Origin of the sequence: Streptomyces sp. NBC_00873, assembly GCF_045207415.1 — a bacterium.
In the GTDB taxonomy this organism is placed as follows: Bacteria; Actinomycetota; Actinomycetes; order Streptomycetales; family Streptomycetaceae; genus Streptomyces.
In genome coordinates this window covers 7,501,137-7,521,660 of sequence record NZ_CP108803.1, presented here as the reverse complement: position 1 = coordinate 7,521,660, position 20,524 = coordinate 7,501,137, and the positions used below count along the sequence as shown (strand labels likewise).

Sequence of the window (20,524 nt, the reverse complement as noted above, 5' to 3'; positions counted from 1 at the left end):
CCTCAGAAATCACGGAACCGGAAACAAAGGGCCACCAGCAGGTGAATGAGAAGGACGAGCAGAACTCCGGTGGGAGTCAGGGCGCGGGTCTTCAGGGCACAGGGCGTCAGGGCATAGCCATTGCCGCCGCCGTGCTGCTCGCCTGCGGCGGCCTCGTCGGCTACGGCGTGTTCGCCACCGACGAGCAGCCCGCCCCCCACGCCGTCCCGACCGCCGAGGTGACGTACGAGGTCACGGGTGAGGGCACCGTCGAGATCTCCTACCTCGCCCGCAGCGAGTCCGGCTCCGCGACCGTCGTCAAGGACGCCGACCTGCCGTGGAAGAAGACCGTGCAGGTCCCCCTCGGCAAGGACCCGACCGTGGCCATCGTCCTCGGCGACCGGGGCGGCCAGGCGGCCTGCACCCTCGCCGTCCGTGGCGCGCATGTCCAGCGCGCAACCGCCAGCGGGACGTACGGCCGCGCCACCTGCAGCGGCCCACTCCCCCAGTCCTGAATCACGCCGGCCCCATCCGTTCACGGCCCGTCCACCCGAGTTCCGGGTTCCGAGTTCAAGGAGTACGCACATGCGCACCGCGTCACGACAGATGCTGGTCACCTCGGCTGTCCTGAGCGCCCTCGCGCTCACCGCCGGATGCGGCACAGCAGACCCGCAGAACACCGCGGCGGCGGACGCCACCGCCCCGACGGGAGCGGGAGCCGCAAAGGCCGGGACCGGCGGCAAGGAAACCTCCGCCTCGCCGTCCGCCCCGTCGCCCTCCGCGTCCACGTCCGCGTCCCCGAGCGGCTCGGCGACTCCCTCGGCCACCGCGGCGGGCGCCGCCACGACGAAGGCGGCGCCCGCCGCCGACACCACCGCTGCCGCTCCCGCCGGGGCCGACGACAAGGGTGCGGCGCCCTCGAAGCCCGACTTCCCCGTCCCGGCCGACGTCGGCAACGCCACCCAGCTCATCACCGTCAAGGCCAGCGGCTCGTACGCGACCGTGACCGCCTGGGCGAAGGGCGCCTCCGGGTGGAAAGCCCAGTTCAGTACCGCCTCGGGCCGCGTCGGCTCCAACGGCGTCACCGACGGCGCGACCCGCAGGCAGAGCACGTACACCACACCCACCGGCACCTACACCATGACGGAGGGGTTCGGCGTCGAAGCGGGCGGCACGGCCATGCCGTACACCGTCGTGGGCAGGACGCACTGGTGGGTCCAGGACCCCGAGTCGAAGTTCTACAACCAGATGCACACCGAGGCGGGCGCCGACTTCCCGCTCACCGAGTCCGGCGAACGTGGCAGCGAGCGCCTGATCAATTACCCGACGCAGTACGCCAAGGCCCTCGTCATCAACTTCAACCGGTGGCCCGCCGTCCCGGGCCGGGGCGCCGGTATCTTTCTCCACGTCAACGGCAGCGGCGCCACCGCGGGCTGCGTGTCCGTGCCGCGCTCGACCATGGACCGGATCATGGGCTGGGTCACACCGGCCGGCCACCCACGCATCGCCATCGGCTGACCACGCGCCCGGCCTCCAGTCTGACGTTTCAGGAGGGTGGGGCGCTGGGTATAACGGGACGCCTCTTTCGGGGGCGAGCCGGAACTGAACTCTTATAAGGGTTAGGGGATTTGAGTCCGCGTAAGTCGCATGCCTACAGACCGCTGAGCATGAAACGCCGCGCCTGGCTGACCGTCGGGGCCGTCGTACTCGGCGGTGCGGGGGTCGTCACAGTGAGCCTTTTCCAACCTCGCGGTGCTGACCGCAAGTTGGACACTCCTGCGTAGCGGCGAAGCTCCTGGTAGACGGGCTCTCGACCAAGATCACCCGGGTCCGCCAGGAGCTTCGCGTGCTTGTCTACCCATCCTCGATTGATCTGTCCAGCCGCACCCTGCGGTTCCTGACCGGACACCTGGCAGCCCGGCGGAAGAAGATAGGGACGGGGTGGAGGCGTCTGCCGGCCGGCCGCCAGGCCCTGCTGGCCCTGGCCCACCTGCGGTGCGGCGACACCTACGCCCAGCTCGCCGCCGGGTTCGGCATCGGGATCGCAACCGTGTTCCGTTACATCCGCGACCCGATCTCCTGCGCAAGTCGTGGGATCGCGCCATCAGGCGGCTCGGGCTGCCCGAATACAATCCGCACGAATTGCGACACAAATGGACCACCGTGACCTTGACGAGCGGCGTGTCCATCCACGAAGTGTCTCGCTGGCTCGGGCATCGCTCGATCAAGGTCACGGTGGACCAGTACGGTCACCTCACCCAGGACGGCCGGGAACGCTGCCGTCAGGTGGTCGAGGCGGCCGTAGGGCCGCACATGCTCACAGCAGGCCGAGTGACTTCAGAACCCGGCGCTGACTCGGTGCTGGGTCAGCGGGCCAGTAGAGGTAGCAGACCCCGCCCGTACCGCTTCTGACCTTGCCGTTCGCGTCGTAGCGCTTGGTGCGGAGCCAGATCGTCTCCCACTCGCGGCGCTTGTAGATCCGGCGGACGGCCTCGTTGCTCGGCGAGGCGGGGTCGTTGGCGATCACGTCGCCGTCCGCCGTGAACCCGATCACGGTCATGAGATGGCCGGAGGTCCCGTATCCGGCCCCGGTCAGCTCCTCCTTGCGGAACGACTGCGACGTTATGGCCGGGATGCCCGCCCGGATCAGCGTCTCCAGGTCCGTCAGCGAACTCAGCCGGGTCACCACCGCGCTCATGCCGTCGTACGTGGCGGCATAGGCGGCGTTGAACGGCCAGTTGCCGCAGCCCTCGTACTGGTAGTCGTACGTGAAGCGGGCCGCATGGCAGACCTGCGGGTCCGCGAGGCCTGGCTTCACCCAGGCGAGATCCTCGGTGGTGGGCCTGCGCCCCCAGTACTCGATGATCATCTGCGAGGAGGTGGGGCTGCACCACGCCTCACCGCCGTTGTCGTACTCCGGGTACTGGCCGACGTGCACATTCTGCGAGTAGCGCGGCACCGGCAGTTCCCGGGCGAGGCCGGGCGTGCTGGGCTCCACGGTGAACCGGTCGGGGATGTCCGAGGCCATCGCGCCGAGCCGCCACACGGTCGGCGTGAGGCGACTGCCCGGGGTCCGGTAGAGGGTGAGCCGCAGCCGGTAGGAGACCAGCCGCAGCCCGCTCGCCGCGTCGTCCACCGAGAAGGTGTCCGTCCAGATCGAGCTCTTGCCGTCGGTCTGGTCGTCGACGGAGGTACGGCGGATGTCGCCGTCGCCCGCCGCCCAGCGGCCCATCACGTACCAGGGGGTCTCGGTGTCGTCCGAGTAGCTGCCGCACAGCTCGATCTGGATCCAGGTGCCGGCCGGGGCGTCCGCGTTCCAGGACGCGATCACCTCGGTCGCCGGGACCGACGAGCAGTGGCGCGGCGAGGTCCAGGTCGCGTACTCCCAGGCCGCCGTCTTCCCGGTGTGCGGGTCGGTGTAGTCGGTACGCCCCTGCGGGGTCCCGATCACCAGTCCGGGCCGCCGGCCCGCGACGGCGCGCGTCCCGGCGCCTGAACCGCTGCGCCAGTCGGTGTACGTACTCCAGGAATGGTTGTCCACCAGGGCTGCGACAGCCGAGGGCGCGTGGGGCGGGGCGAGCGAGGGCGCGGCGGCTGCGGAGCCTGCGGACGCCGCCGCGCCGGCGGCCACGGCGAGCGCGGCGGTCAGTACGGTTCTGCGTGAAGTCGGTCTGTTCATGGGCGAGACCCCCGGTCGTAAGCGGAATGGGGCTGCAGGTGCACGACAGTGCGCCAACTATCGCGGTTCGCAGCCGGATTGGGCCAGCGATTCGCCTCGCGTCGCGGAACAAATATTGGTCTGGTCCACTGGCGTGACCTGCGGTTGCTTCGCATCGCCTCGTACGCTGGTCCGCATGACCGACCTCGCCCGCCTTGCCTCAGAACTGATCGCCCTGCCGCCGTCCTGCGGACCCGTGCGGCTGATCGCCGTCGACGGCCATGCGGGATCGGGCAAGAGCACTCTCGCCTCCCGCCTCTCGGTGGCGCTCGGGGACGCGCCCGTGCTGCATCTGGACGACCTGGCCACCCACGAGGAGCTGTTCGGCTGGGCGGACCGGCTCCGGGACCAGGTGATCGGCCCGCTGTCGCGCGGGGAGACCGCGCACTACGCGCCGTACGACTGGACAGCCCGGCGCCTCGGCCCACCGCAGACACTGGAACCGGCACCGGTGGTACTGATCGAGGGAGTGGGCGCCGGCCGCCGGGCCCTGCGCCCGTATCTCGCACGGCTGTGGTGGATGGAGCTCGACCCCCTGGCGTCCTGGCAGCGGGGCCGACGGCGGGACGGGCCGGCACTTTCGGCCTTCTGGGACGGGTGGACCGTGGCCGAGGAACAACATTTCGCCGCCGATCCGTCGCGCCCGTACGCGGACGCTCTGGTACGCCAGTTGCCTGTGGGGTACGAGTGGCTGGAGGGGCCTCGTACGACAGCAGGAGCGAACCATTCCGTCACCCACCGTGAGCCTCCGTGCGCAACGTACTGACCAGCCGGAAAACGGCCCGGAAGTACCTCAACTCCGCTTGACCCGGGGGCGGTACAGGTCTTACGTTCTCAATGTGCGGCTTTTCGGAGCCCTCACAGACGCGAAGCCCCCGGTTGTTCCCCCGTGATCGGGGGCTTCGTTCTGTCCCTGCACCCCCTTTCGCATGGTTGTTCACCGGATTCCGCTCACCCTCGGTCACGGTCCTCGTTCTGCTTGTGGTGCCCTTAGTCGCGCACTGCCTGCGCAGGTACGATGCCTCTCGGTGCGGTCAATTCCCGTACACGGCAGTGTGGTTCAGCGCGCCTGGACGGTCGGGTCGTGCGGCGGGACAACCTGGGGGCACGGCTTGTGGGGGACCTGATGGACATCGGCACGCAGGGCGCACAGGCCCCGGCCGACCTCGCCTGGCTGCGCGGCGTGGACGCCTACACGATGGGCGCCTATCCGCAGGCCGAGGAGGAGTTCAGAACGGCGGTGCGGCTGGATCCCGGCATGGCGGACGGCTGGCTCGGCCTCCACGCCCTGCGGATCGACACGACGACCGCGCTGCTGCGGATGTACCGCCACCGCGAGCGCTTCGGCGAACAGCGCACCCGTCATCGACGCACGCTCAACTCCTGGTACTGGCTGGGCTGGTGGGTACAGCCAGTACTGGAGAGCCCGCGTGATCTGCTGCTTGCGCACGCCTCGCACTGGCTGGACGGACGCCATGTCCCGGAGCTGGACCGGGCGCTGGCCGGACTGCCACCCGTGGACGCGGACCCGCAGGTGCGGTTCCTGCACGCCTGCCGCTCGTATCTGGTCAAGGACTGGGAACAGCTCGTCCGCCACACCGAACAGCTCGTCGACGATCCACTGCTCGGCATCGAGGCGGGGCTCTTCGGCGGGATGGCGCGGGTGCGGCTGGAAATGTACGGGCAGGCCGAGCCGCTGCTCTCCACCGCGCTGATGCGCTGCCGCAGCGAACAGCCGCAGCGCAAGGAGCTGCGCTACTGGCTGGCCCGCGCGCACGAGGGAACCGGGCGCAGCGCGGCCGCCCTGCCGCTCTACAGAGCAGTGCACCGGATCGATCCGGCGTTCATGGACACCTCGGCGCGGCTCGCCGCGATCGCGGACTACGACGGTCTCGAAGGCTCCGACGAGGCGGCCGGTCTCGCGTCCGTGTCGCTGACCGGATTCGGCGACGGCTCCACGTCCGCGGAGGCGCTGCCGGACGGGGACTCGCTGCTCGGTACCGATCTGGTGGGCGGGCGGGAACTACGGCCCGGCGGCGATCCGCAGAACCTGCCGGGCGTCGGGGTGCCTCCTCGGACAGACGGAGCACGGGAGAAGAGCGCCGTGCCCGGCCAGTCGTCGCAGGCATTCCCGGCGGGGCCCAGCGATCCGGTGCTGCTCGCGGCGGCGCTGGCGGAGCTGGAGCGGATGGTCGGCCTCGAACCGGTCAAGCGCCAGGTCAAGGCGTTGTCTGCGCAGCTGAACATGGCGCGGCTGCGGGCCGGCCAGGGACTTCCGGTCCAGCCGCCGAAGCGCCACTTCGTCTTCTCCGGCCCCTCGGGCACCGGGAAGACCACAGTGGCCCGCATCCTGGGCCGGGTCTTCTACGCGCTGGGGCTGCTCGGCGGGGACCATCTCGTCGAGGCCCAACGCTCCGATCTGGTCGGCGAGTTCCTCGGACAGACAGCGGTCAAGGCCAATGAGCTGATCGACTCGGCGCTGGGTGGGGTGCTGTTCGTCGACGAGGCGTACAGCCTCGCCAACTCCGGCTACAGCAAGGGCGACGCGTACGGGGACGAGGCGCTGCAGGTCCTCCTCAAGCGGGCCGAGGACAACCGGGACCATCTCGTCGTCATCCTCGCGGGCTACCCCGAGGGCATGGACCGGCTGCTGGCCACCAACCCCGGGCTCTCCTCCCGGTTCACCACCCGGGTGGACTTCCCCAGCTACCGGCCGCTGGAACTCACCTCGATCGGCGAGGTACTGGCCGCCGACAACGACGACGTGTGGGACGAGGAGTCCCTGGAGGAGCTGCGCTCGATCAGCGGCCATGTCGTCGACCAGGGCTGGATCGACGAACTGGGCAACGGACGGTTCCTGCGCACGCTGTACGAGAAGAGCTGCGCGTACCGGGACTTGCGGCTCTCCGGATACGCGACGGTGCCCACCCGCGACGATCTGGCGACGCTGCGACTGCCGGATCTGATGCAGGCGTACGGCGAAGTGCTGTCCGGCCGGGGGCCGGTTGACCGGGGGCAGCAGGAGCCTCCGCCGCTGTGACCTTGCCGGTCGGGTGCGGCGGGTGGTGGGACCGGGGCCGCCCGGTGGGGCGGTCTGTCCTCAACCGCCGGACGGGCGTCCCTGGGCGCCCGTCCGACGAGGAGCCCGGGTAGGGCCGCGCGGCACACGACCGTCCTCAACCGCCGGACGGGCTCGCGGGCGGACGGGCCCTGACATGAAGCCCGCCCGACGACCGACCCGGATCAGACCGCCCGGCACACGACCGTCCTCAATCGCCGGACACGCTCGCGTGTGCCGACAGGCCCGATGCGATTGCCAGCGGTTGCAGTTCGTCCGGGACCGGGGCTGTCGGCGCCACGTCCACCGTCCGGCGGGGTATCGAGACCCGGTGCGCCGGGTCGCGCACCTCGCCCACCAGCATTTCCAGGACGTCTTCCATCGCGACCAGGCCGAGGACCCGGCCCGATGCGTCAGCGACCTGGGCCAGATGGGTGGCGGCGCGGCGCATCACCGTCAGGGCGTCGTCCAGGGGCAGCTCCGCGCGCAGTGTCGCCATCGGGCGCCAGATGTGCTGCGGGACCGCCCGTTCGCCGTCCTCCAGATCGAGGACGTCCTTGACGTGCAGATAGCCCATGAACGTGCCGCCGCCCTCCGCGCAGACGGGGAAACGTGAGTAGCCGGTCCGTACGGTCAGCTCCTCGATCCTGCGCGGCGTGACCGACGGGTCCACCGTCACCAGGGCTGCCCTGGCGAGCAGCACATCGGTGACCGGCCTGCTGCCCAGTTCCAGGGCGTCCTCCAGCCGTTCCTGCGCCTCCGGCTCCAGCAGTCCGGCCTGCCCGGAGTCCTCGACGAGCCGGTTGAGCTGCTCGCTGGTGAAGACGGCCTCGACCTCGTCCTTGGGTTCGACGCGGAAGAGCCGGAGCACCAGCCGGGCGCAGGCGCCCAGCGCCGTGGTGACGGGGCGGCACAGCCGGGCGAAGCCGACCAGGGCCGGGCTGAGCCACAGTGAGGTCTTCTCCGGGGCTGCCATCGCCAGGTTCTTCGGGACCATTTCGCCGATGACGAGGTGGAGGAAGACCACGAGGACGAGCGCCAGCACGTAGCCGAGCGGGTGAATGAGCCCCTCGGGGATGTGAACCGCGTGGAAGACCGGCTCCAGCAGGTGGGCGACGGTCGGTTCGGCGACGGCTCCGAGGGTCAGGGAGCAGACGGTGATGCCGAACTGGGCTGCGGCCATCATCTGCGGCAGGTTCTCCAGGCCGTAGAGCACTTGGCGGGCCCTGCCGGACCCGGCCGCCGCGAGGGGTTCGACCTGGCTGCGGCGTACGGAGACGAGTGCGAACTCGGCACCGACGAAGAAGCCGTTCGCCAGGACGAGGAGCCCGGCGAAGAGCAACTGGACGACGTTCATCGTGCGGCCTCCAGGACACCACGGGCGGCCGACGGCTCGTCGACCGGTTCGGCCACTTCGGCGATGCGTACGAAGCGGACCTGCTCCGCGCGGTAGTGACCGACCTGGCGGACCGAGATCCGCCAGCCCGGCAGCTCGGCCCGGTCGCCGGGGGCGGGGATCCGCCCGAGCAGATCGGCGACCAGTCCGGCCACCGTCTCGTACGGTCCTTCCGGTACGTCGAGGCCTATCCGGCGCAGGATGAGGACCCGGCAGCTGCCTTCGGCGTCCCAGGCGGGACGGCCGTCCTCGGGGGCAGCGGCGACCAGTTCGGGCCGGTCGGCGCCTTCCGCGTCGTGCTCGTCCCTGACCTCGCCGACCAGTTCCTCGATGATGTCCTCCAGGGTGACGACCCCGGCGGTGCCACCGTACTCGTCGACCACGACGGCGATCGGCTGCTCCTTGCGCAGGCGCTGGAGCAGTTGTTCGACCGGGAGTGTCTCGGGTACGAGGAGGGGCGGCACGGCGATCCGGCCCGCGGTGGTGCGCAGGCGTTCCTGGGCGGGCACGGCGAGCGCGTCCTTGAGGTGGATCATGCCGACGACCTCGTCGATCCGGTCCCGGTAGACCGGGAAGCGGGAGAGGCCCGTGGCGCGGGTGAGATTGAGGACGTCCGCCGCGGTGGCGGTCGACTGCAGGGCGCTGACCTTCACGCGCGGGGTCATGACGTGCTGCGCGGTGAGTCCGGCGAGCGACAGGGTCCGTACGAAGAGATCGGCGGTGTCCTGTTCGAGGGTGCCCGCCTCGGCGGAGTGCCGGGCCAGGGAGACCAGTTCACCGGGGGTACGGGCGGAGGCCAGCTCATCGGTGGGTTCGACACCCAGCAGGCGGACCAGCCGGTTGGCGACGGTGTTCAGCAGCGTGATCACCGGCCGGAGAGCACCGGCGAAGCGGTGCTGGGGGCCGGCCACGAACCGGGCGACCTGGAGCGGCCTGGAGACCGCCCAGTTCTTCGGTACGAGCTCGCCGATCACCATCTGGACGGCGGAGGCGACGATCATCCCGATCACCACACTGACGCCGGGTACCACCGCGTCGGGGAGGCCGGTCGCGGTGAGAGGTCCGGCGAGCATCTGGGCGAGGGCCGGTTCGGCGAGCATGCCGACGACCAGTGAGGTGATGGTGATGCCCAGCTGGGTGCCGGAGAGCTGGAAGGAAAGCTCGCGCAGCGCGTCGACGACGGTACGGGCCCGCCGGTCGCCCTCGGCGGCGGCACGCTCGGCGTCCGGCCGCTCCACCGTGACGAGCCCGAATTCGGCCGCCACGAAGAATCCGTTGGCGAGGATGAGAAGGAATGCTGCACTCAGAAGCAGCAGGGGGGTGGTCATGCCGCCGCCTCCGGGGAAGGGGCGGCGCAGGTACTACCGGACGATCCGTCCATTGCTGGAGGGAGTCACTCCTTGGGTCGCAGGAAAGCCCCGCCGGCCCTGGGGCCTCTGGTGCGGGGCGGGGCGCACAGGGCGCCACCGCCCACCAGAGTAATCAAGAAGTGGCCGTGCGGGGCAGGGGGCTCAGCCGTTCTCCGTACGGGCGCCGTGGTTCTCGGCGAGTGTGCGGAGCGTACGGGCGTCGCGAATGGCCTGTTCCTTGGCGATTCCAGGCTGGATGCCGAGGGCGGGCATGCTGGTCCCGTCGCTGAGGTCGAGAAAGACCCACGGGTCGCCGGCGCGCAGGTTGACGCGGAGGATCTCCGCCCAGGACAGCCGTCGGGTGCGAGTGAGATTTACCACGGTCACCCCGTGGTCGTCGGCGACGACCTTGGGGCGGCTGAGCAGCGCCAGGACGGCGAAGAAGAGCAGCGCGGTGAAGATGAAGCTGACCCGCTCCCCCGGGCTGAGCTGCTCCAGGCTCATCGCGATGACGGTGATGACGACGAACATCGCCGCCCCCACGGTCAGCAGGACCACCCGGGTACGGGTCGGCCGGAAGGTGACCGGGAGGGTGGGAAGTTCGGGCCGGTGCGCGGGGGTGGACATGGTGTTCTTCTGTCTTCCGGGGGTGATCGCTGGCGGTCCGGCCGTCAGAGGCGGCAGGCGTGGATGGCCGTGGTGAGGATGGCGCGGGCGCCGAGCTCGTACAGGTCGTCCATGATCCGCTGGGCCTCCTTGGCGGCGACCATGGAGCGGACGGCGACCCAGCCCTCGTGGTGCAGCGGGGAGATGGTGGGCGACTCCAGGCCCGGGGTGAGGGCGACGGCGCGCTCCAGGTGCTCGACGCGGCAGTCGTAGTCCATCATCACGTAGCTGCGGGCGACCAGGACGCCCTGGAGGCGGCGGAGGAACTGCTGCACCTTGGGGTCGTCCTCGGCGGCACCCGTCCGGCGGATGACGACGGCTTCCGACTTCATGATCGGCTCGCCGATCACTTCGAGTCCCGCGTTGCGCAGGCTGGTGCCGGTCTCCACCACATCGGCGATGACCTGGGCGACGCCGAGCTCGATGGCGGTCTCGACCGCGCCGTCGAGGTGAACGACGGAGGCGGTGACGCCGACGTCGGCGAGGTGCTTGGCCACGATGCCCTCGTAGGAGGTGGCGATCGTCATACCGTCGAAGTCCTGCGGCCCGGCGGCCGTGCCGGGCTTGGTGGCGTAGCGGAAGGTGGAGCGGGCGAAGCCGAGCTGCAGGATCTCCTCGGACTGCGCGCCGGAGTCCAGCAGCAGATCGCGGCCGGTGATGCCGATGTCGAGACGGCCGGAGCTGACGTAGATCGCGATGTCGCGCGGGCGCAGGTAGAAGAACTCGACCTCGTTGTCGGGGTCGACGAGGACGAGCTCCTTGGACTCCTTGCGCTGCTGGTAGCCGGCCTCATGGAGCATCGCCATCGCAGGCCCGGAGAGAGAACCCTTGTTGGGGACGGCGATGCGCAGCATGAGGTCAGGTTTCCTTTGTGCGAAGGGGATTTCTACGGACGTGACGTGCGGGGTGCGGAACTGTGCTCAGAGGTGGGCGTAGACGTCGTCGAGAGAGATTCCGCGGGCAACCATCATCACCTGGACGTGGTACAGCAGCTGGGAGATCTCCTCGGCGGCGGCGTCCTTGCTCTCGTGCTCGGCGGCCATCCAGACTTCGGCGGCCTCCTCGACGACCTTCTTGCCGATGGCATGGACGCCCTTGTCCACCAGCTCGGCGGTGCGGGAGGTGGAGGGGTCGCCGTTGGCGGCCTTGAGCTGCAGCTCGGCGAAGAGCTCTTCGAAGGTTTTGTTCGCCATGATGGTCCTTAGCGTACGGGGTCCCGCACCCCCGTTCAGCGCCAGGGCTCGCTGACGGTGCGCAGCGTGGCGGCGGTGGCGACGGCCGCGGTGACCGCTTCGTGCCCCTTGTCCTCGTTGGAACCTTCGAGCCCGGCCCGGTCGAGCGCCTGCTCCTCGGTGTCACAGGTCAGTACGCCGAAGCCGACCGGGACACCCGTGTCGACGGCGACCTGGGTGAGCCCGTTGGTGACGCCGTGGGACACGTACTCGAAGTGGGGGGTACCGCCGCGGATGATCACGCCGAGGGCGACGATCGCGTCGTAGCCGCGGCCGGCGAGGACCTTGGCGACGACCGGGAGCTCGAAGCTGCCGGGGACCCGGAGCAGGGTCGGCTCGTCGATGCCGAGCTCGTGCAGGGCGCGCAGCGCGCCGTCGACGAGGCCGCCCATGACCTTCTCGTGCCACTGGGCGGCGATCACCGCCACTCGCAGGTCACCGCAGTTGCGTACGGACAGTTCGGGTGCGCCCTTGCCGCTCATGTCTCTCCTACCGCTCGTTTCCGTGCTCGTTACTGGTTGCCGCAGGTCGACACCGAGGGGGTGTCGAGCCAGGGCAGGTCGTGTCCCATGCGGTCCCGCTTGGTGCGCAGGTACCGCAGGTTGTGCTCGCCGGCCTGGACGGGCATCGGCTCGCGTCCGGTGATCGCGAGGCCGTGCCGCAGGAGCGCGGCGGTCTTGTCGGGGTTGTTCGTCATCAGCCGGACGCCGTGGACGCCGAGGTCCTTGAGGATCTGGGCGCCTGCCGCGTAGTCCCGGGCGTCGGCGGGCAGGCCGAGCTCCAGGTTGGCGTCGAGGGTGTCGACGCCGCGCTCCTGGAGTTCGTACGCGCGCAGCTTGGAGAGCAGGCCGATCCCCCGGCCCTCGTGGCCACGCAGATAGACGACGACGCCTCGGCCCGCTTCGGTGATGCGCTGCATGGAGGCGTGCAACTGGGGGCCGCAGTCGCAGCGCTGGGACTGGAAGATGTCGCCGGTCAGGCACTCGGAGTGGACCCGGACGAGGATGTCGTCGCCGTCACCGAGGTCGCCGTGGACGAGCGCGACGTGCTCGACGCCGTCAACGGTGGAGCGGTAGCCGTACGCGGTGAACTCGCCGAACGACGTCGGCAGCCGGACCTCGGCCTCACGGCGGACGGTCGGCTCGGCGGAGCGGCGGTACGCGATCAGGTCCTCGATCGAGATGATCGTGAGGCCGTGTTTGCGGGCGAACGGGACCAGCTCCGGCAGCCGCAGCATGACGCCGTCCTCGCCCGCGATCTCGACGATCGCTCCGGCGGGGCGGAGCCCGGCGAGCCGGGCCAGGTCCACGGCGGCCTCGGTGTGGCCGTTGCGGACCAGGACACCGCCGGTCCTTGCCCGGAGCGGGAAGATGTGTCCGGGGCGCACGAAGTCGCCGGGGCCGGCCAGGCCGCCCGCCAGCATCCGGAGCGTGGTGGCCCGGTCGGCGGCGGAGATGCCGGTGGTGACACCGTGCGCCGCAGAGGCGTCGACCGAGACGGTGAACGCCGTGCGCATCGACTCGGTGTTGTGGGCGACCATCTGCGGCAGGTCGAGCCGTTCCAGCTCGTCGTTCTCCATGGGTGCGCAGATCAGGCCGCGGCACTCGCTCATCATGAAGGCGACGATCTCGGGGGTGGCCTTCTCGGCGGCGATGACGAGGTCGCCCTCGTTCTCCCGGTCCTCGTCGTCGACGACGACGACGGGGCGGCCGGCGGCAATGTCGCGGATCGCCTGCTCGACGGGGTCGAGGGACAGGTCCTCGGCCGTGCTGTCTTCCCGGTGCAACCAGGTGGGCTGGGCAGTCATGCCGTGGCTCCTTCCAGAGCGGGTGTCCGCGTACGCAGCCACCAGTCGCGCATGCCCCACAGGACGAGGGCGCCGTAAATGACGTAGACGAAGCCGGAGAAGGCGAAGCCGTTGGCGAAGTTCAGCGGTACGCCGACCAGGTCGACCAGGAGCCAGGCGAACCAGAACTCGACCATGCCGCGCGCCTGGGCGTACATCGCGACGACCGTGCCGACGAAGATGTACGCGTCGGGCCACGGGTCCCACGACAGCGTCGGGAACGCGGTGAACAGGCCACCGACGACGAGCGTGCCGAGGGCCGCGCCGCCGACCAGGCAGGCGCGCTCGCGCCAGGTGGCGAACCGTACGGCGATGGAGCCGTCCTGGGCCTGCTGCCTGCCGCGGTTCCACGACCACCAGCCCCACGCGGCCACGCCGATGACCACCAGTTGCTTGCCCGCGCTGCCCGAGAGGTGCGCGGAGGCGAAGGCGACCAGGAGGATCACACCGGAGAGCAGCTGTGCGGGCCAGGTCCATATGGAACGCCGCCAGCCGAGCGCGAGGGCGACCAGACCGACCGTGTTGCCGATCATGTCGGACCACTTGATGTGCTGGCCGAACAGCTTGAAGGCCTCCGAGTTGAGCCAGTCGACCGCGCTCACTTCGGGTCCTCCCGGCCCCGGTCGCCGAGAAGCCGCTCGACGTACTTCGCGATGACGTCCACCTCGAGGTTGACCGGGTCGTCGGGCTCCTTGATGCCGAGCGTGGTCAGGGCGAGGGTGGTGGGGATGAGGCTGATGGTGAAGTAGTCGGGCCCGGCGTCGACGACGGTCAGGCTCACGCCGTCGACGGTGATCGATCCCTTCTCCACCACGTAGCGGGTCAGCTCCGCCGGGAGGGAGATCTTCACGATCTCCCAGTTCTCGGAGAGCTTGCGCTCGACGATGCGGCCCGTGCCGTCGACGTGTCCCTGGACGATGTGTCCGCCGAGCCTGCCGCCGAGCGCCATGGGGCGCTCCAGGTTGACCCGGGAGCCGGTCTCCAGCGCGCCGAGGCTGGACCGGTTCAGGGTCTCCGCCATCACATCGGCGGTGAATTCACCGTCGCCGAGGTCGACGATGGTGAGGCAGACGCCGTTGACGGCGATGGAGTCGCCGTGCTTCGCGCCTTCGGTGACGACGGGACCGCGCAGGCGGAATCGGGAGGCGTCGCCGAGCTTCTCGACGGCGGTGACCTCACCCAGTTCTTCGACAATTCCGGTGAACACTCAGTTTCCCTTCCGGGCAGGGCCGGGGACGGCGGTGATGCGCAGATCGGGGCCGATGCGTACGGTCTCGGTCACATCGAGGCGCAACGCCTGGGCGATGGTGGAGATTCCGGCGTCGGCGAGGGCTGCGGGGCCCGCGCCGAGGAGCACGGGGGCGAGGTAGCCGACGACCTTGTCGACCGTTCCCGCCGCGACGAAGGCCCCGGCGAGGGTCGGGCCGCCTTCGAGGAGTACGGAGCGGACGCCGCGCCCGTGCAGGGCGGCAAGCAGGGCGGGGATGTCCAGGCCGCGGCCGGTGGCGGCGCGCGGCAGTCGCAGGACGGTTCCCTCGGGAAGACGGCCGGTGTCGGCGTCGTCGGCGACCGCGATCAGGGTGGGCGCCGTCGTGTCGAGGACGCGGGCGCCGGGCCGTACCGCGGTGGCGTCGGTGTCGACGACGACCCGGAGCGGCTGCACGGCGCCTTCGATGCCACGCACACCGAGCTGGGGGTCGTCCGTGCGGGCGGTGCCGGAGCCGACCACGACGGCGTCGGCCTCGGCGCGCAGCCGGTGGACGTCGGCGCGGGACTCGGCAGAGGTGATCCAACGGCTGGTGGCGTCGGCGGCCGCGATCCGGCCGTCGAGGGTCGCCGCGTACTTCCACAGCACGTACGGACGGCCGAGCCGCGCCGAGGTCAGCCAGGCGGTGTTGCCCGCCTCGGCGAGTTCGCCAAGGAGTCCCTGCTCCACGGTGGCCCCGGCGGCACGGAGGGTGTCCGCTCCCCCGGTGGCCTGCGGATTCGGGTCGGCGACCGCGTACACGACACGGCTGACGCCGGCCTCGATAAGTGCCTGGGCGCAAGGGCCGGTGCGACCGGTGTGGTTGCACGGTTCGAGGGTGACGTAGGCGGTGCCGCCACGGGCCTTCTCGCCTGCTTCGCGCAGGGCGTGGATTTCGGCGTGCGGCCCGCCGGCCCGCTGGTGGAAGCCTTCACCGGCGGGCTGTCCTCCGGCGTCGAGGATCACGCATCCGACGACCGGATTGGGGCTGGTGGAGCCGAGCCCGCGGGCGGCGAGCGCGATCGCTCGGCGCATGGCGGTGGTGTCGGCTGCGGTGTCCACCGGGTCCTCCTGCCTCTTCGGGCACGGACTCCGGGGCCTGTCGACGACGACAGATGAAGCGGAACGCAACAGGGGACGCCGAAACCGAAGACACGGACGCAGCTGTTCCGGGGATCCCGGAAACGCGTCCGCCGACGGCGGCGTACCTGTGACGGCCCGCCGCGCACTGCCTCCCATCCGGACTTTAACCGTCGGTCCAGGAATCCCACCTGGTCAACCGGCCGCTGGATGCGGACGGGTCGCGGACTATAACCGCCGGTTCGGAATTGCACCGACCCCGGAGTGCGCTGCTGCTGGTACACGATCAGTCTGCCACGCCCGCTCATGGGCCATGCGAGAGAGTGCCTGTGGAGTGGCTCACAGACAGGCCCGAGGAGGCTGTGAACAGCTCGTCCTGAGCTGCCTCGCGGGCGGCGAGCAGCGCGCCGCGCAGTACCGCGGAACCGCCGAGCGCGCCTGCCCTGACCTCGGTGCGCAGCGGGGACATCATGGCCAGCCGTTCCTCGACCCGGGACGCCAGCGCGTCGCCGCCCGCATGGCCGACCTCGCCCGCGAGGACCACACAGCCGGGGTCGATGACCGAGGCGACGGCGGCGGCGCCCACCGCGAGGCGGTCCGCGAGCGCGCCGAGGAATGCCTCGCTCTCCCCCTCCCCCGCCAGAGCTGCCCGTACGGCGGACGCGGCGGCGGGTTCCTGTTCCCCGGAGCCCGGCCGCGTACGCGCGTCGATGCCGTGCCCTCGGGCCAGTTCGCAGACCGGCGCGGAGCCGACCAGGGAGTGGAACCCTCCGTCGCAATTGACCGCGGAGGGCACTCCCGTCGTGCCCGGCACGGGCAGGAAGCCGATCTCGCCCGCGCCGCCGGAGGCCCCGCGGCGCAGCTTGCCGTCCAGTATGACGGCGGCGCCGATGCCGTGGCCGAGCCAGAGCAGGACGAAGGTGTCACGGTCGCGGGCCGCTCCGACGCGGTGCTCGGCGACGGCGGCGAGGTTGGTCTCGTTCTCGACGAGCACGGTCGCCGGCAGCCGCTGCTGCAGCACCCGGACCAGGCGGCGGTGCCAGGCGGGCAGGCCGGTGGTGTCGCGGAGCTCGCCGGTGACCGGGTCGATCAGGCCGGGGGCGCCGATGCCGACGCTGTGCAGCGGTGCGGCGCCGGCCTCGCGCGCGGTGCGTTCCAGCAGCGCCGCGGCCTGCTCGGCGGCGGCATCGGTTCCGGTGTCGCTGCCGATCGGCCGGGTGGCCTCGGCGAGCGTGACGCCGAGGAGATCGGCGACGACGACGGCGACGCTGTCGGTCCGTACGTCGAGAGCGGCGAGGTGGGCCCGGTCGGCGACGATTCCGTACAGCCGGGCATTGGGGCCGCGGCGTGCGGCGCCGCTCTCGCCGACGACCCGGATCAGCCCGGCGCCCTGCAGCCGCTCCACCAGATCGGCGACGGTGGGGCGGGAGAGTCCGGTCAGGGTCTTGAGCTGGGTGGCCGTCAGCGGGCCGTCCTGCTGGAGCAGTCGCAGGGCCAGCCGGTCGTTGATGGCCCGGGCGGTGCTCGGTGATGCGGGCATGGCGAGATCCTTCCAGATCACTGCCGCACGGGAACGGACCTTGGTGGTCTATTTATCAGGCAGGGTTCCTGATAGTTTACTGGCCGCACCGTGGAGCGGGGCGCCGGGGCCACCGGTGGCAGAGAATTCCCAGGGGAGGGAACGGCAGCATGACGACGGATTCCGCAGAGACGGTCTTCGGCGCGGAGCAGGTGAGGCGGGCCAGGTTCGCCGTCGCCGCGGTCTTCACCGTGCACGGCGCTGTGACCGGCAGCTTCGCCACCCGCGTGCCCTGGATCCAGGACCACGCCGGGGTCGGCGCGGGGCAGCTCGGTCTCGCCCTGGCGTTCCCGGCGATCGGTGCCTCGCTCGCCATGCCGCTGGCCGGTGCGATCAGTCATCGCTTCGGCGCCAGGACGGCGCTGCGCGGGCTGCTGGCGCTGTGGACACTGGCGCTGGTCCTGCCCGCGCTGGCACCGAACCTGCTGACGCTGTGCGCGGCGCTCCTCGTGTACGGGGCATCGGCCGGCATGTCGGACGTGGCGATGAACGCCCTCGGTGTCGAGGTGGAGAACCGTCTCGACAGGTCGATCATGTCCGGGCTGCACGGGATGTGGAGCGTGGGCGCCCTGATCGGTTCGGCGGCGGGCACGGTGGCCGCGCACCTGGGCGCCGACGCCCGGCTGCACCACACCGTCGCCGCCCTCGCGCTCACCGTGCTCGGCCTGATCGCCTGTCAGGGCGTGCTGGATCTGCGCAGCGAGCCGGACGAGGAGCCTCCGCCGCGGTTCACGCTGCCCCCCAGGTCGGCGCTGGCCATCGGCGCGGTGGGCTTCTGCGCGGTGTTCGCGGAGGGGGCCAGCCTGGACTGGTCGGCGGTCTATCTCCGGGACATCATGGACAGTTCCGCGGGACTCGCGGCCGCGTCGACGACGGCGTTCGCGCTCACGATGGCGGTGGCCCGGCTCGCCGGGGACAAGGTCGTCGACCGGTTCGGCGCGGTCAGGACCGTGCGGGTCGGCGGCGTGCTGGCGACGGCCGGCGGGCTGCTCGTGGTCACGTCACCGAACTCGGCGCTCGCGATGTGCGGCTTCGGGCTGCTCGGCCTCGGTGTCGCCGTCGTCGTCCCCCTCGCCTTCGCGGCGGCCGGGCGCAGTGGACCGAACCCGAGTCAGGCGATCGCGGGCGTTGCCACCATCACGTACACCTCGGGGCTCATCGCCCCGTCGGCCATCGGTTCGCTGGCCGAGGCGACCTCGCTGATCGTCTCGTTCGGCCTGGTGACGGTGCTGGCATTCGGACTGGTGCTGGGCGCCGGCGTGTTGCGGGCGGGCGACCGCCGGGTCGCGGCGAAGGGGGTCGGCGCGCCCGGCACGGCGGCGGCCGAGCCCCGCGCCTGAACCGTTCGACCGGGCGGAACGAGGTGGGGATGCGGTGTCCGTCGATGAGCACGGTCCTCGGCGCGCGGGGCAGCGGGCGGTGTCCGTGCGCGGTGGCGTCCGCCGAGGAGTCGGCCAGGACCGGAAACGGCGGTCCGAGCGGCCGCGGCGGTGAGCAGGGCGCCGAGGCGCCGACGGGGTCTTCCTCATCGAGCACCCCCATCACGGAATCAAATATGTGAATTGTGTTCACGAGCAAGACTGAGCGAGCGTAGAGCCGCCTGTTCGGAGTGACAATGCTTCGCGCGCGATTCATGGATGGGACCCGGTCGCAGGCCCGCGCAAGGGAACCCCGACACGAGTCAATGAGCGCTCCGGCATTACCATGGCGCTGATCTTTTTCCGCGGACCGCGCCGGGCCGGACGAACGGCACCGGGCACCGGGCACCGCACGGACCCACACACGGACACACAGGGAGCGACCATGGGCGGCCTCGGCGTGCGCTGGACCTTGCACGGCGACGGAAAGACCCCCGCACCGGGGGCCGTGGTCCGGCCCGACGAGCGGCTCTCCTGGCCCCGTACGTTCGGGCTCGGCGCCCAGCACGTGGTGGCCATGTTCGGCGCGTCGTTCGTCGCTCCCGTGCTCATGGGTCTGGATCCGAACCTCGCGATCATGATGTCGGGTGTCGCGACGGCCATCTTCCTGCTGGCCACCCGCGGCCGGGTGCCCAGCTATCTGGGCTGCTCGCTCTCCTTCGTCGGCGTGGCCGCGACCATCCGGGCCAGTGGCGGGGACAGCGCCGTCGTCACCGGGGCAGTCTTCGTCGTCGGCGCGGCACTCTTCCTCTCGGGCCTCGCGGTGCAGCGGTTCGGCGCGCGGATCATCCATGCGGCGATGCCGCCCGTGGTCACCGGCGCCGTCGTCATGCTCATCGGCTTCAACCTGGCGCCGGTCACCGCGTCGACGTACTGGCCGCAGGACCAGTGGACCGCGCTGATGGTGATGCTGTTCACCGGAATGGCCGTCGTGTGCCTGCGCGGATTCTTCTCGCGTATCGCGATCTTCCTCGGCCTGGTCTTCGGCTATGCGCTGTCCTGGGGCCTGGACCGGGTCTTCGGCAAGATCCATTCGCCGGCGGGCGGCGCCGAGGCGGTCGACCACTGGCGGCTCGACCTGTCGGGTGTCTCCAAGGCCGACTGGATCGGACTGCCGTCCTTCCACGCCCCGAGCTTCGAGTGGTCCGCGATCCTGGTCGCGCTACCGGTGGTGATCGCGCTGATCGCGGAGAACGCGGGGCACGTCAAGGCCGTCGGCGAGATGACCGGTGACTCGCTCGACGACAAGCTCGGCACCGCCATCGCGGCGGACGGCGCAGCCTCCATGCTCTCCACCGCCGTGGGCGGCCCGCCCAACACCACGTACTCCGAGAACATCGGCGTCATGGCCGCGACCCGTGTCTACTCCACCGCCGCGTACTGGGCCGCCGCCTGCTTCGCCCTGCTGTTCGGCCTCTGTCCCAAGTTCGGTGCGGTCGTCGCCGCGATCCCGGGCGGGGTGCTCGGCGGCATCACCGTCATCCTGTACGGAATGATCGGCCTGCTGGGTGCCCAGATCTGGATGAGCGGCAACGTCGACCTCCGCAACCCGCTGAATCTGGTACCGGCCGCCGCAGGCATCATCATCGGCGTCGGCGGGGTCAGCCTGAAGATCACCGACAACTTCGAGCTGAGCGGAATCGCCCTCGGCACCATCGTCGTGATCACCGGCTACCACGTCCTTCGGGCCTTCGCCCCGGCCCATCTGAAGACCCAGGAGCCCCTGCTGGACGCGGGTACGTCCTCGTACGACGACACCAGGCCGCCCACGCAGTAGCCACGCCCGGCAGAGGTTCCGCGGGCCATCCGCCTGACCGCGACCCGCTGCGCCGACCCGTCCGGAGCATCGCCGGGCCGGCCTCCGGGTCACCGATGGCTCTGCCGTCGTTCCCCCGTTCCGATGAACCCGCGGCCGGTAGGCGCCAGGACGGGCCCGCGGCTGGGACGCTGCCCCCAT

Annotated in this window: 19 protein-coding genes, 1 pseudogene and 1 riboswitch; of the genes and pseudogenes, 8 read left to right on the top strand and 12 right to left on the bottom strand. The window is 70.8% G+C overall.

Translation table 11 applies throughout. The features are described 5' to 3' along the window. Positions 1-41 precede the first annotated feature (41 nt). The 4 genes and pseudogenes from OH809_RS34775 (at position 42) to OH809_RS34760 (ending at position 2,391) form a co-directional block, all read left to right on the top strand. The gene (locus OH809_RS34775) at positions 42-494 is read left to right on the top strand and encodes a hypothetical protein (protein ID WP_406417590.1); all 453 of its coding nucleotides are present in this window, start codon (positions 42-44) and stop codon (positions 492-494) included. 70 nt (positions 495-564) lie between these two features. Next, the gene (locus OH809_RS34770; RefSeq protein ID WP_406417592.1) at positions 565-1,497 is read left to right on the top strand and encodes a L,D-transpeptidase family protein; all 933 of its coding nucleotides are present in this window, start codon (positions 565-567) and stop codon (positions 1,495-1,497) included. A 328-nt stretch (positions 1,498-1,825) separates the two neighbouring features. Beyond that, a pseudogene (locus OH809_RS34765) lies at positions 1,826-2,086 on the top strand (transposase family protein); the annotation flags it as partial. Beyond that, positions 1,975-2,391 (top strand): tyrosine-type recombinase/integrase, encoded by a 417-nt coding sequence (locus OH809_RS34760; protein WP_406417594.1) that lies wholly within the window; start codon positions 1,975-1,977, stop codon positions 2,389-2,391. The pseudogene OH809_RS34765 and the gene OH809_RS34760, both read left to right, overlap by 112 nt. On the opposite strand, the gene OH809_RS34755 is transcribed toward OH809_RS34760, so the two are convergent. Then, a complete protein-coding gene (locus tag OH809_RS34755; RefSeq protein ID WP_406417595.1) occupies positions 2,297-3,658 on the bottom strand; it encodes a peptidase C39 family protein in 1,362 nt (453 codons plus the stop codon). The two genes, OH809_RS34760 and OH809_RS34755, sit on opposite strands and share 95 nt — an antisense overlap. A 175-nt stretch (positions 3,659-3,833) precedes the next feature. Here OH809_RS34755 and OH809_RS34750 point away from each other — a divergent pair, with 175 nt between their 5' ends. Both OH809_RS34750 and OH809_RS34745 read left to right on the top strand, forming a co-directional pair. Beyond that, positions 3,834-4,463 carry a uridine kinase gene (locus tag OH809_RS34750; RefSeq protein WP_406417597.1) on the top strand — a complete coding sequence of 210 codons (630 nt, stop codon included), beginning with the start codon at positions 3,834-3,836 and terminating at the stop codon, positions 4,461-4,463. A 360-nt stretch (positions 4,464-4,823) separates the two neighbouring features. Next, positions 4,824-6,737 carry an AAA family ATPase gene (locus OH809_RS34745; RefSeq protein WP_406424808.1) on the top strand — a complete coding sequence of 638 codons (1,914 nt, stop codon included), beginning with the start codon at positions 4,824-4,826 and terminating at the stop codon, positions 6,735-6,737. A 229-nt stretch (positions 6,738-6,966) separates the two neighbouring features. Here OH809_RS34745 and OH809_RS34740 read toward each other — a convergent pair whose 3' ends face one another. The 11 genes from OH809_RS34740 to OH809_RS34690 form a co-directional block, all read right to left on the bottom strand. Next, a complete protein-coding gene (locus tag OH809_RS34740; RefSeq protein WP_406417598.1) occupies positions 6,967-8,112 on the bottom strand; it encodes a hemolysin family protein in 1,146 nt (381 codons plus the stop codon). Beyond that, on the bottom strand, positions 8,109-9,479 hold the full coding sequence (locus OH809_RS34735; protein ID WP_406417600.1) for a hemolysin family protein: 1,371 nt from the start codon (positions 9,477-9,479) through the stop codon (positions 8,109-8,111). The genes OH809_RS34740 and OH809_RS34735 overlap by 4 nt, the downstream gene beginning before the upstream one ends. Before the next feature lie 183 nt (positions 9,480-9,662). Next, positions 9,663-10,127, bottom strand: coding sequence for a PH domain-containing protein (locus tag OH809_RS34730; RefSeq protein ID WP_406417602.1), 465 nt, complete (start codon positions 10,125-10,127; stop codon positions 9,663-9,665). 44 nt (positions 10,128-10,171) lie between these two features. After that, entirely contained in the window at positions 10,172-11,020 is an 849-nt protein-coding gene (gene hisG, locus OH809_RS34725; RefSeq protein WP_358861546.1) for an ATP phosphoribosyltransferase, read from the bottom strand. A gap of 66 nt (positions 11,021-11,086) precedes the next feature. After that, positions 11,087-11,359 carry a phosphoribosyl-ATP diphosphatase gene (locus OH809_RS34720; RefSeq protein WP_018524273.1) on the bottom strand — a complete coding sequence of 91 codons (273 nt, stop codon included), beginning with the start codon at positions 11,357-11,359 and terminating at the stop codon, positions 11,087-11,089. A gap of 35 nt (positions 11,360-11,394) precedes the next feature. Then, positions 11,395-11,880, bottom strand: coding sequence for a 6,7-dimethyl-8-ribityllumazine synthase (gene ribH / locus OH809_RS34715; RefSeq protein WP_266988058.1), 486 nt, complete (start codon positions 11,878-11,880; stop codon positions 11,395-11,397). A gap of 29 nt (positions 11,881-11,909) precedes the next feature. Further along, positions 11,910-13,205: a bifunctional 3,4-dihydroxy-2-butanone-4-phosphate synthase/GTP cyclohydrolase II gene (locus tag OH809_RS34710; protein ID WP_406417604.1), complete on the bottom strand. Its 1,296-nt coding sequence runs from the start codon at positions 13,203-13,205 to the stop codon at positions 11,910-11,912. Continuing rightward, positions 13,202-13,846 (bottom strand): nicotinamide riboside transporter PnuC, encoded by a 645-nt coding sequence (locus OH809_RS34705; RefSeq protein WP_406417606.1) that lies wholly within the window; start codon positions 13,844-13,846, stop codon positions 13,202-13,204. Before OH809_RS34705 ends, OH809_RS34710 begins: the two co-directional genes overlap by 4 nt. After that, positions 13,843-14,451, bottom strand: coding sequence for a riboflavin synthase (locus tag OH809_RS34700; protein ID WP_406417608.1), 609 nt, complete (start codon positions 14,449-14,451; stop codon positions 13,843-13,845). The genes OH809_RS34705 and OH809_RS34700 overlap by 4 nt, the downstream gene beginning before the upstream one ends. After that, entirely contained in the window at positions 14,452-15,552 is a 1,101-nt protein-coding gene (ribD, locus tag OH809_RS34695; protein WP_406417610.1) for a bifunctional diaminohydroxyphosphoribosylaminopyrimidine deaminase/5-amino-6-(5-phosphoribosylamino)uracil reductase RibD, read from the bottom strand. It abuts the gene before it with no gap. 159 nt (positions 15,553-15,711) lie between these two features. Continuing rightward, a riboswitch (FMN riboswitch) is annotated at positions 15,712-15,842 on the bottom strand. 32 nt (positions 15,843-15,874) lie between these two features. Continuing rightward, positions 15,875-17,110: an ROK family protein gene (locus OH809_RS34690; protein ID WP_406417612.1), complete on the bottom strand. Its 1,236-nt coding sequence runs from the start codon at positions 17,108-17,110 to the stop codon at positions 15,875-15,877. Between the two features lie 149 nt (positions 17,111-17,259). On the opposite strand from OH809_RS34690, the gene OH809_RS34685 reads away from it, so the two are divergent. Then, complete coding sequence (locus OH809_RS34685) at positions 17,260-18,489, top strand: MFS transporter (protein WP_406417613.1); 1,230 nt, start codon at positions 17,260-17,262, stop codon at positions 18,487-18,489. A gap of 463 nt (positions 18,490-18,952) precedes the next feature. Then, positions 18,953-20,344, top strand: a complete 1,392-nt coding sequence (locus OH809_RS34680; protein ID WP_406417615.1) for a uracil-xanthine permease family protein — start codon at positions 18,953-18,955, stop codon at positions 20,342-20,344. Positions 20,345-20,524: the final 180 nt, after the last annotated feature.

Excerpts from the sequence above, each read along its gene's own strand:
- OH809_RS34770 (WP_406417592.1), top strand. The coding sequence starts at position 565 with ATGCGCACCGCGTCACGACAGATGCTGGTCACCTCGGCTGTCCTGAGC.
- OH809_RS34755 (WP_406417595.1), bottom strand. The coding sequence starts at position 3,658 with ATGAACAGACCGACTTCACGCAGAACCGTACTGACCGCCGCGCTCGCC.
- OH809_RS34750 (WP_406417597.1), top strand. The coding sequence starts at position 3,834 with ATGACCGACCTCGCCCGCCTTGCCTCAGAACTGATCGCCCTGCCGCCG.
- OH809_RS34745 (WP_406424808.1), top strand. The coding sequence starts at position 4,824 with ATGGACATCGGCACGCAGGGCGCACAGGCCCCGGCCGACCTCGCCTGG.
- OH809_RS34740 (WP_406417598.1), bottom strand. The coding sequence starts at position 8,112 with ATGAACGTCGTCCAGTTGCTCTTCGCCGGGCTCCTCGTCCTGGCGAAC.
- OH809_RS34735 (WP_406417600.1), bottom strand. The coding sequence starts at position 9,479 with ATGACCACCCCCCTGCTGCTTCTGAGTGCAGCATTCCTTCTCATCCTC.
- OH809_RS34730 (WP_406417602.1), bottom strand. The coding sequence starts at position 10,127 with ATGTCCACCCCCGCGCACCGGCCCGAACTTCCCACCCTCCCGGTCACC.
- hisG (WP_358861546.1), bottom strand. The coding sequence starts at position 11,020 with ATGCTGCGCATCGCCGTCCCCAACAAGGGTTCTCTCTCCGGGCCTGCG.
- OH809_RS34720 (WP_018524273.1), bottom strand. The coding sequence starts at position 11,359 with ATGGCGAACAAAACCTTCGAAGAGCTCTTCGCCGAGCTGCAGCTCAAG.
- ribH (WP_266988058.1), bottom strand. The coding sequence starts at position 11,880 with ATGAGCGGCAAGGGCGCACCCGAACTGTCCGTACGCAACTGCGGTGAC.
- OH809_RS34710 (WP_406417604.1), bottom strand. The coding sequence starts at position 13,205 with ATGACTGCCCAGCCCACCTGGTTGCACCGGGAAGACAGCACGGCCGAG.
- OH809_RS34690 (WP_406417612.1), bottom strand. The coding sequence starts at position 17,110 with ATGCCCGCATCACCGAGCACCGCCCGGGCCATCAACGACCGGCTGGCC.
- OH809_RS34685 (WP_406417613.1), top strand. The coding sequence starts at position 17,260 with ATGACGACGGATTCCGCAGAGACGGTCTTCGGCGCGGAGCAGGTGAGG.
- OH809_RS34680 (WP_406417615.1), top strand. The coding sequence starts at position 18,953 with ATGGGCGGCCTCGGCGTGCGCTGGACCTTGCACGGCGACGGAAAGACC.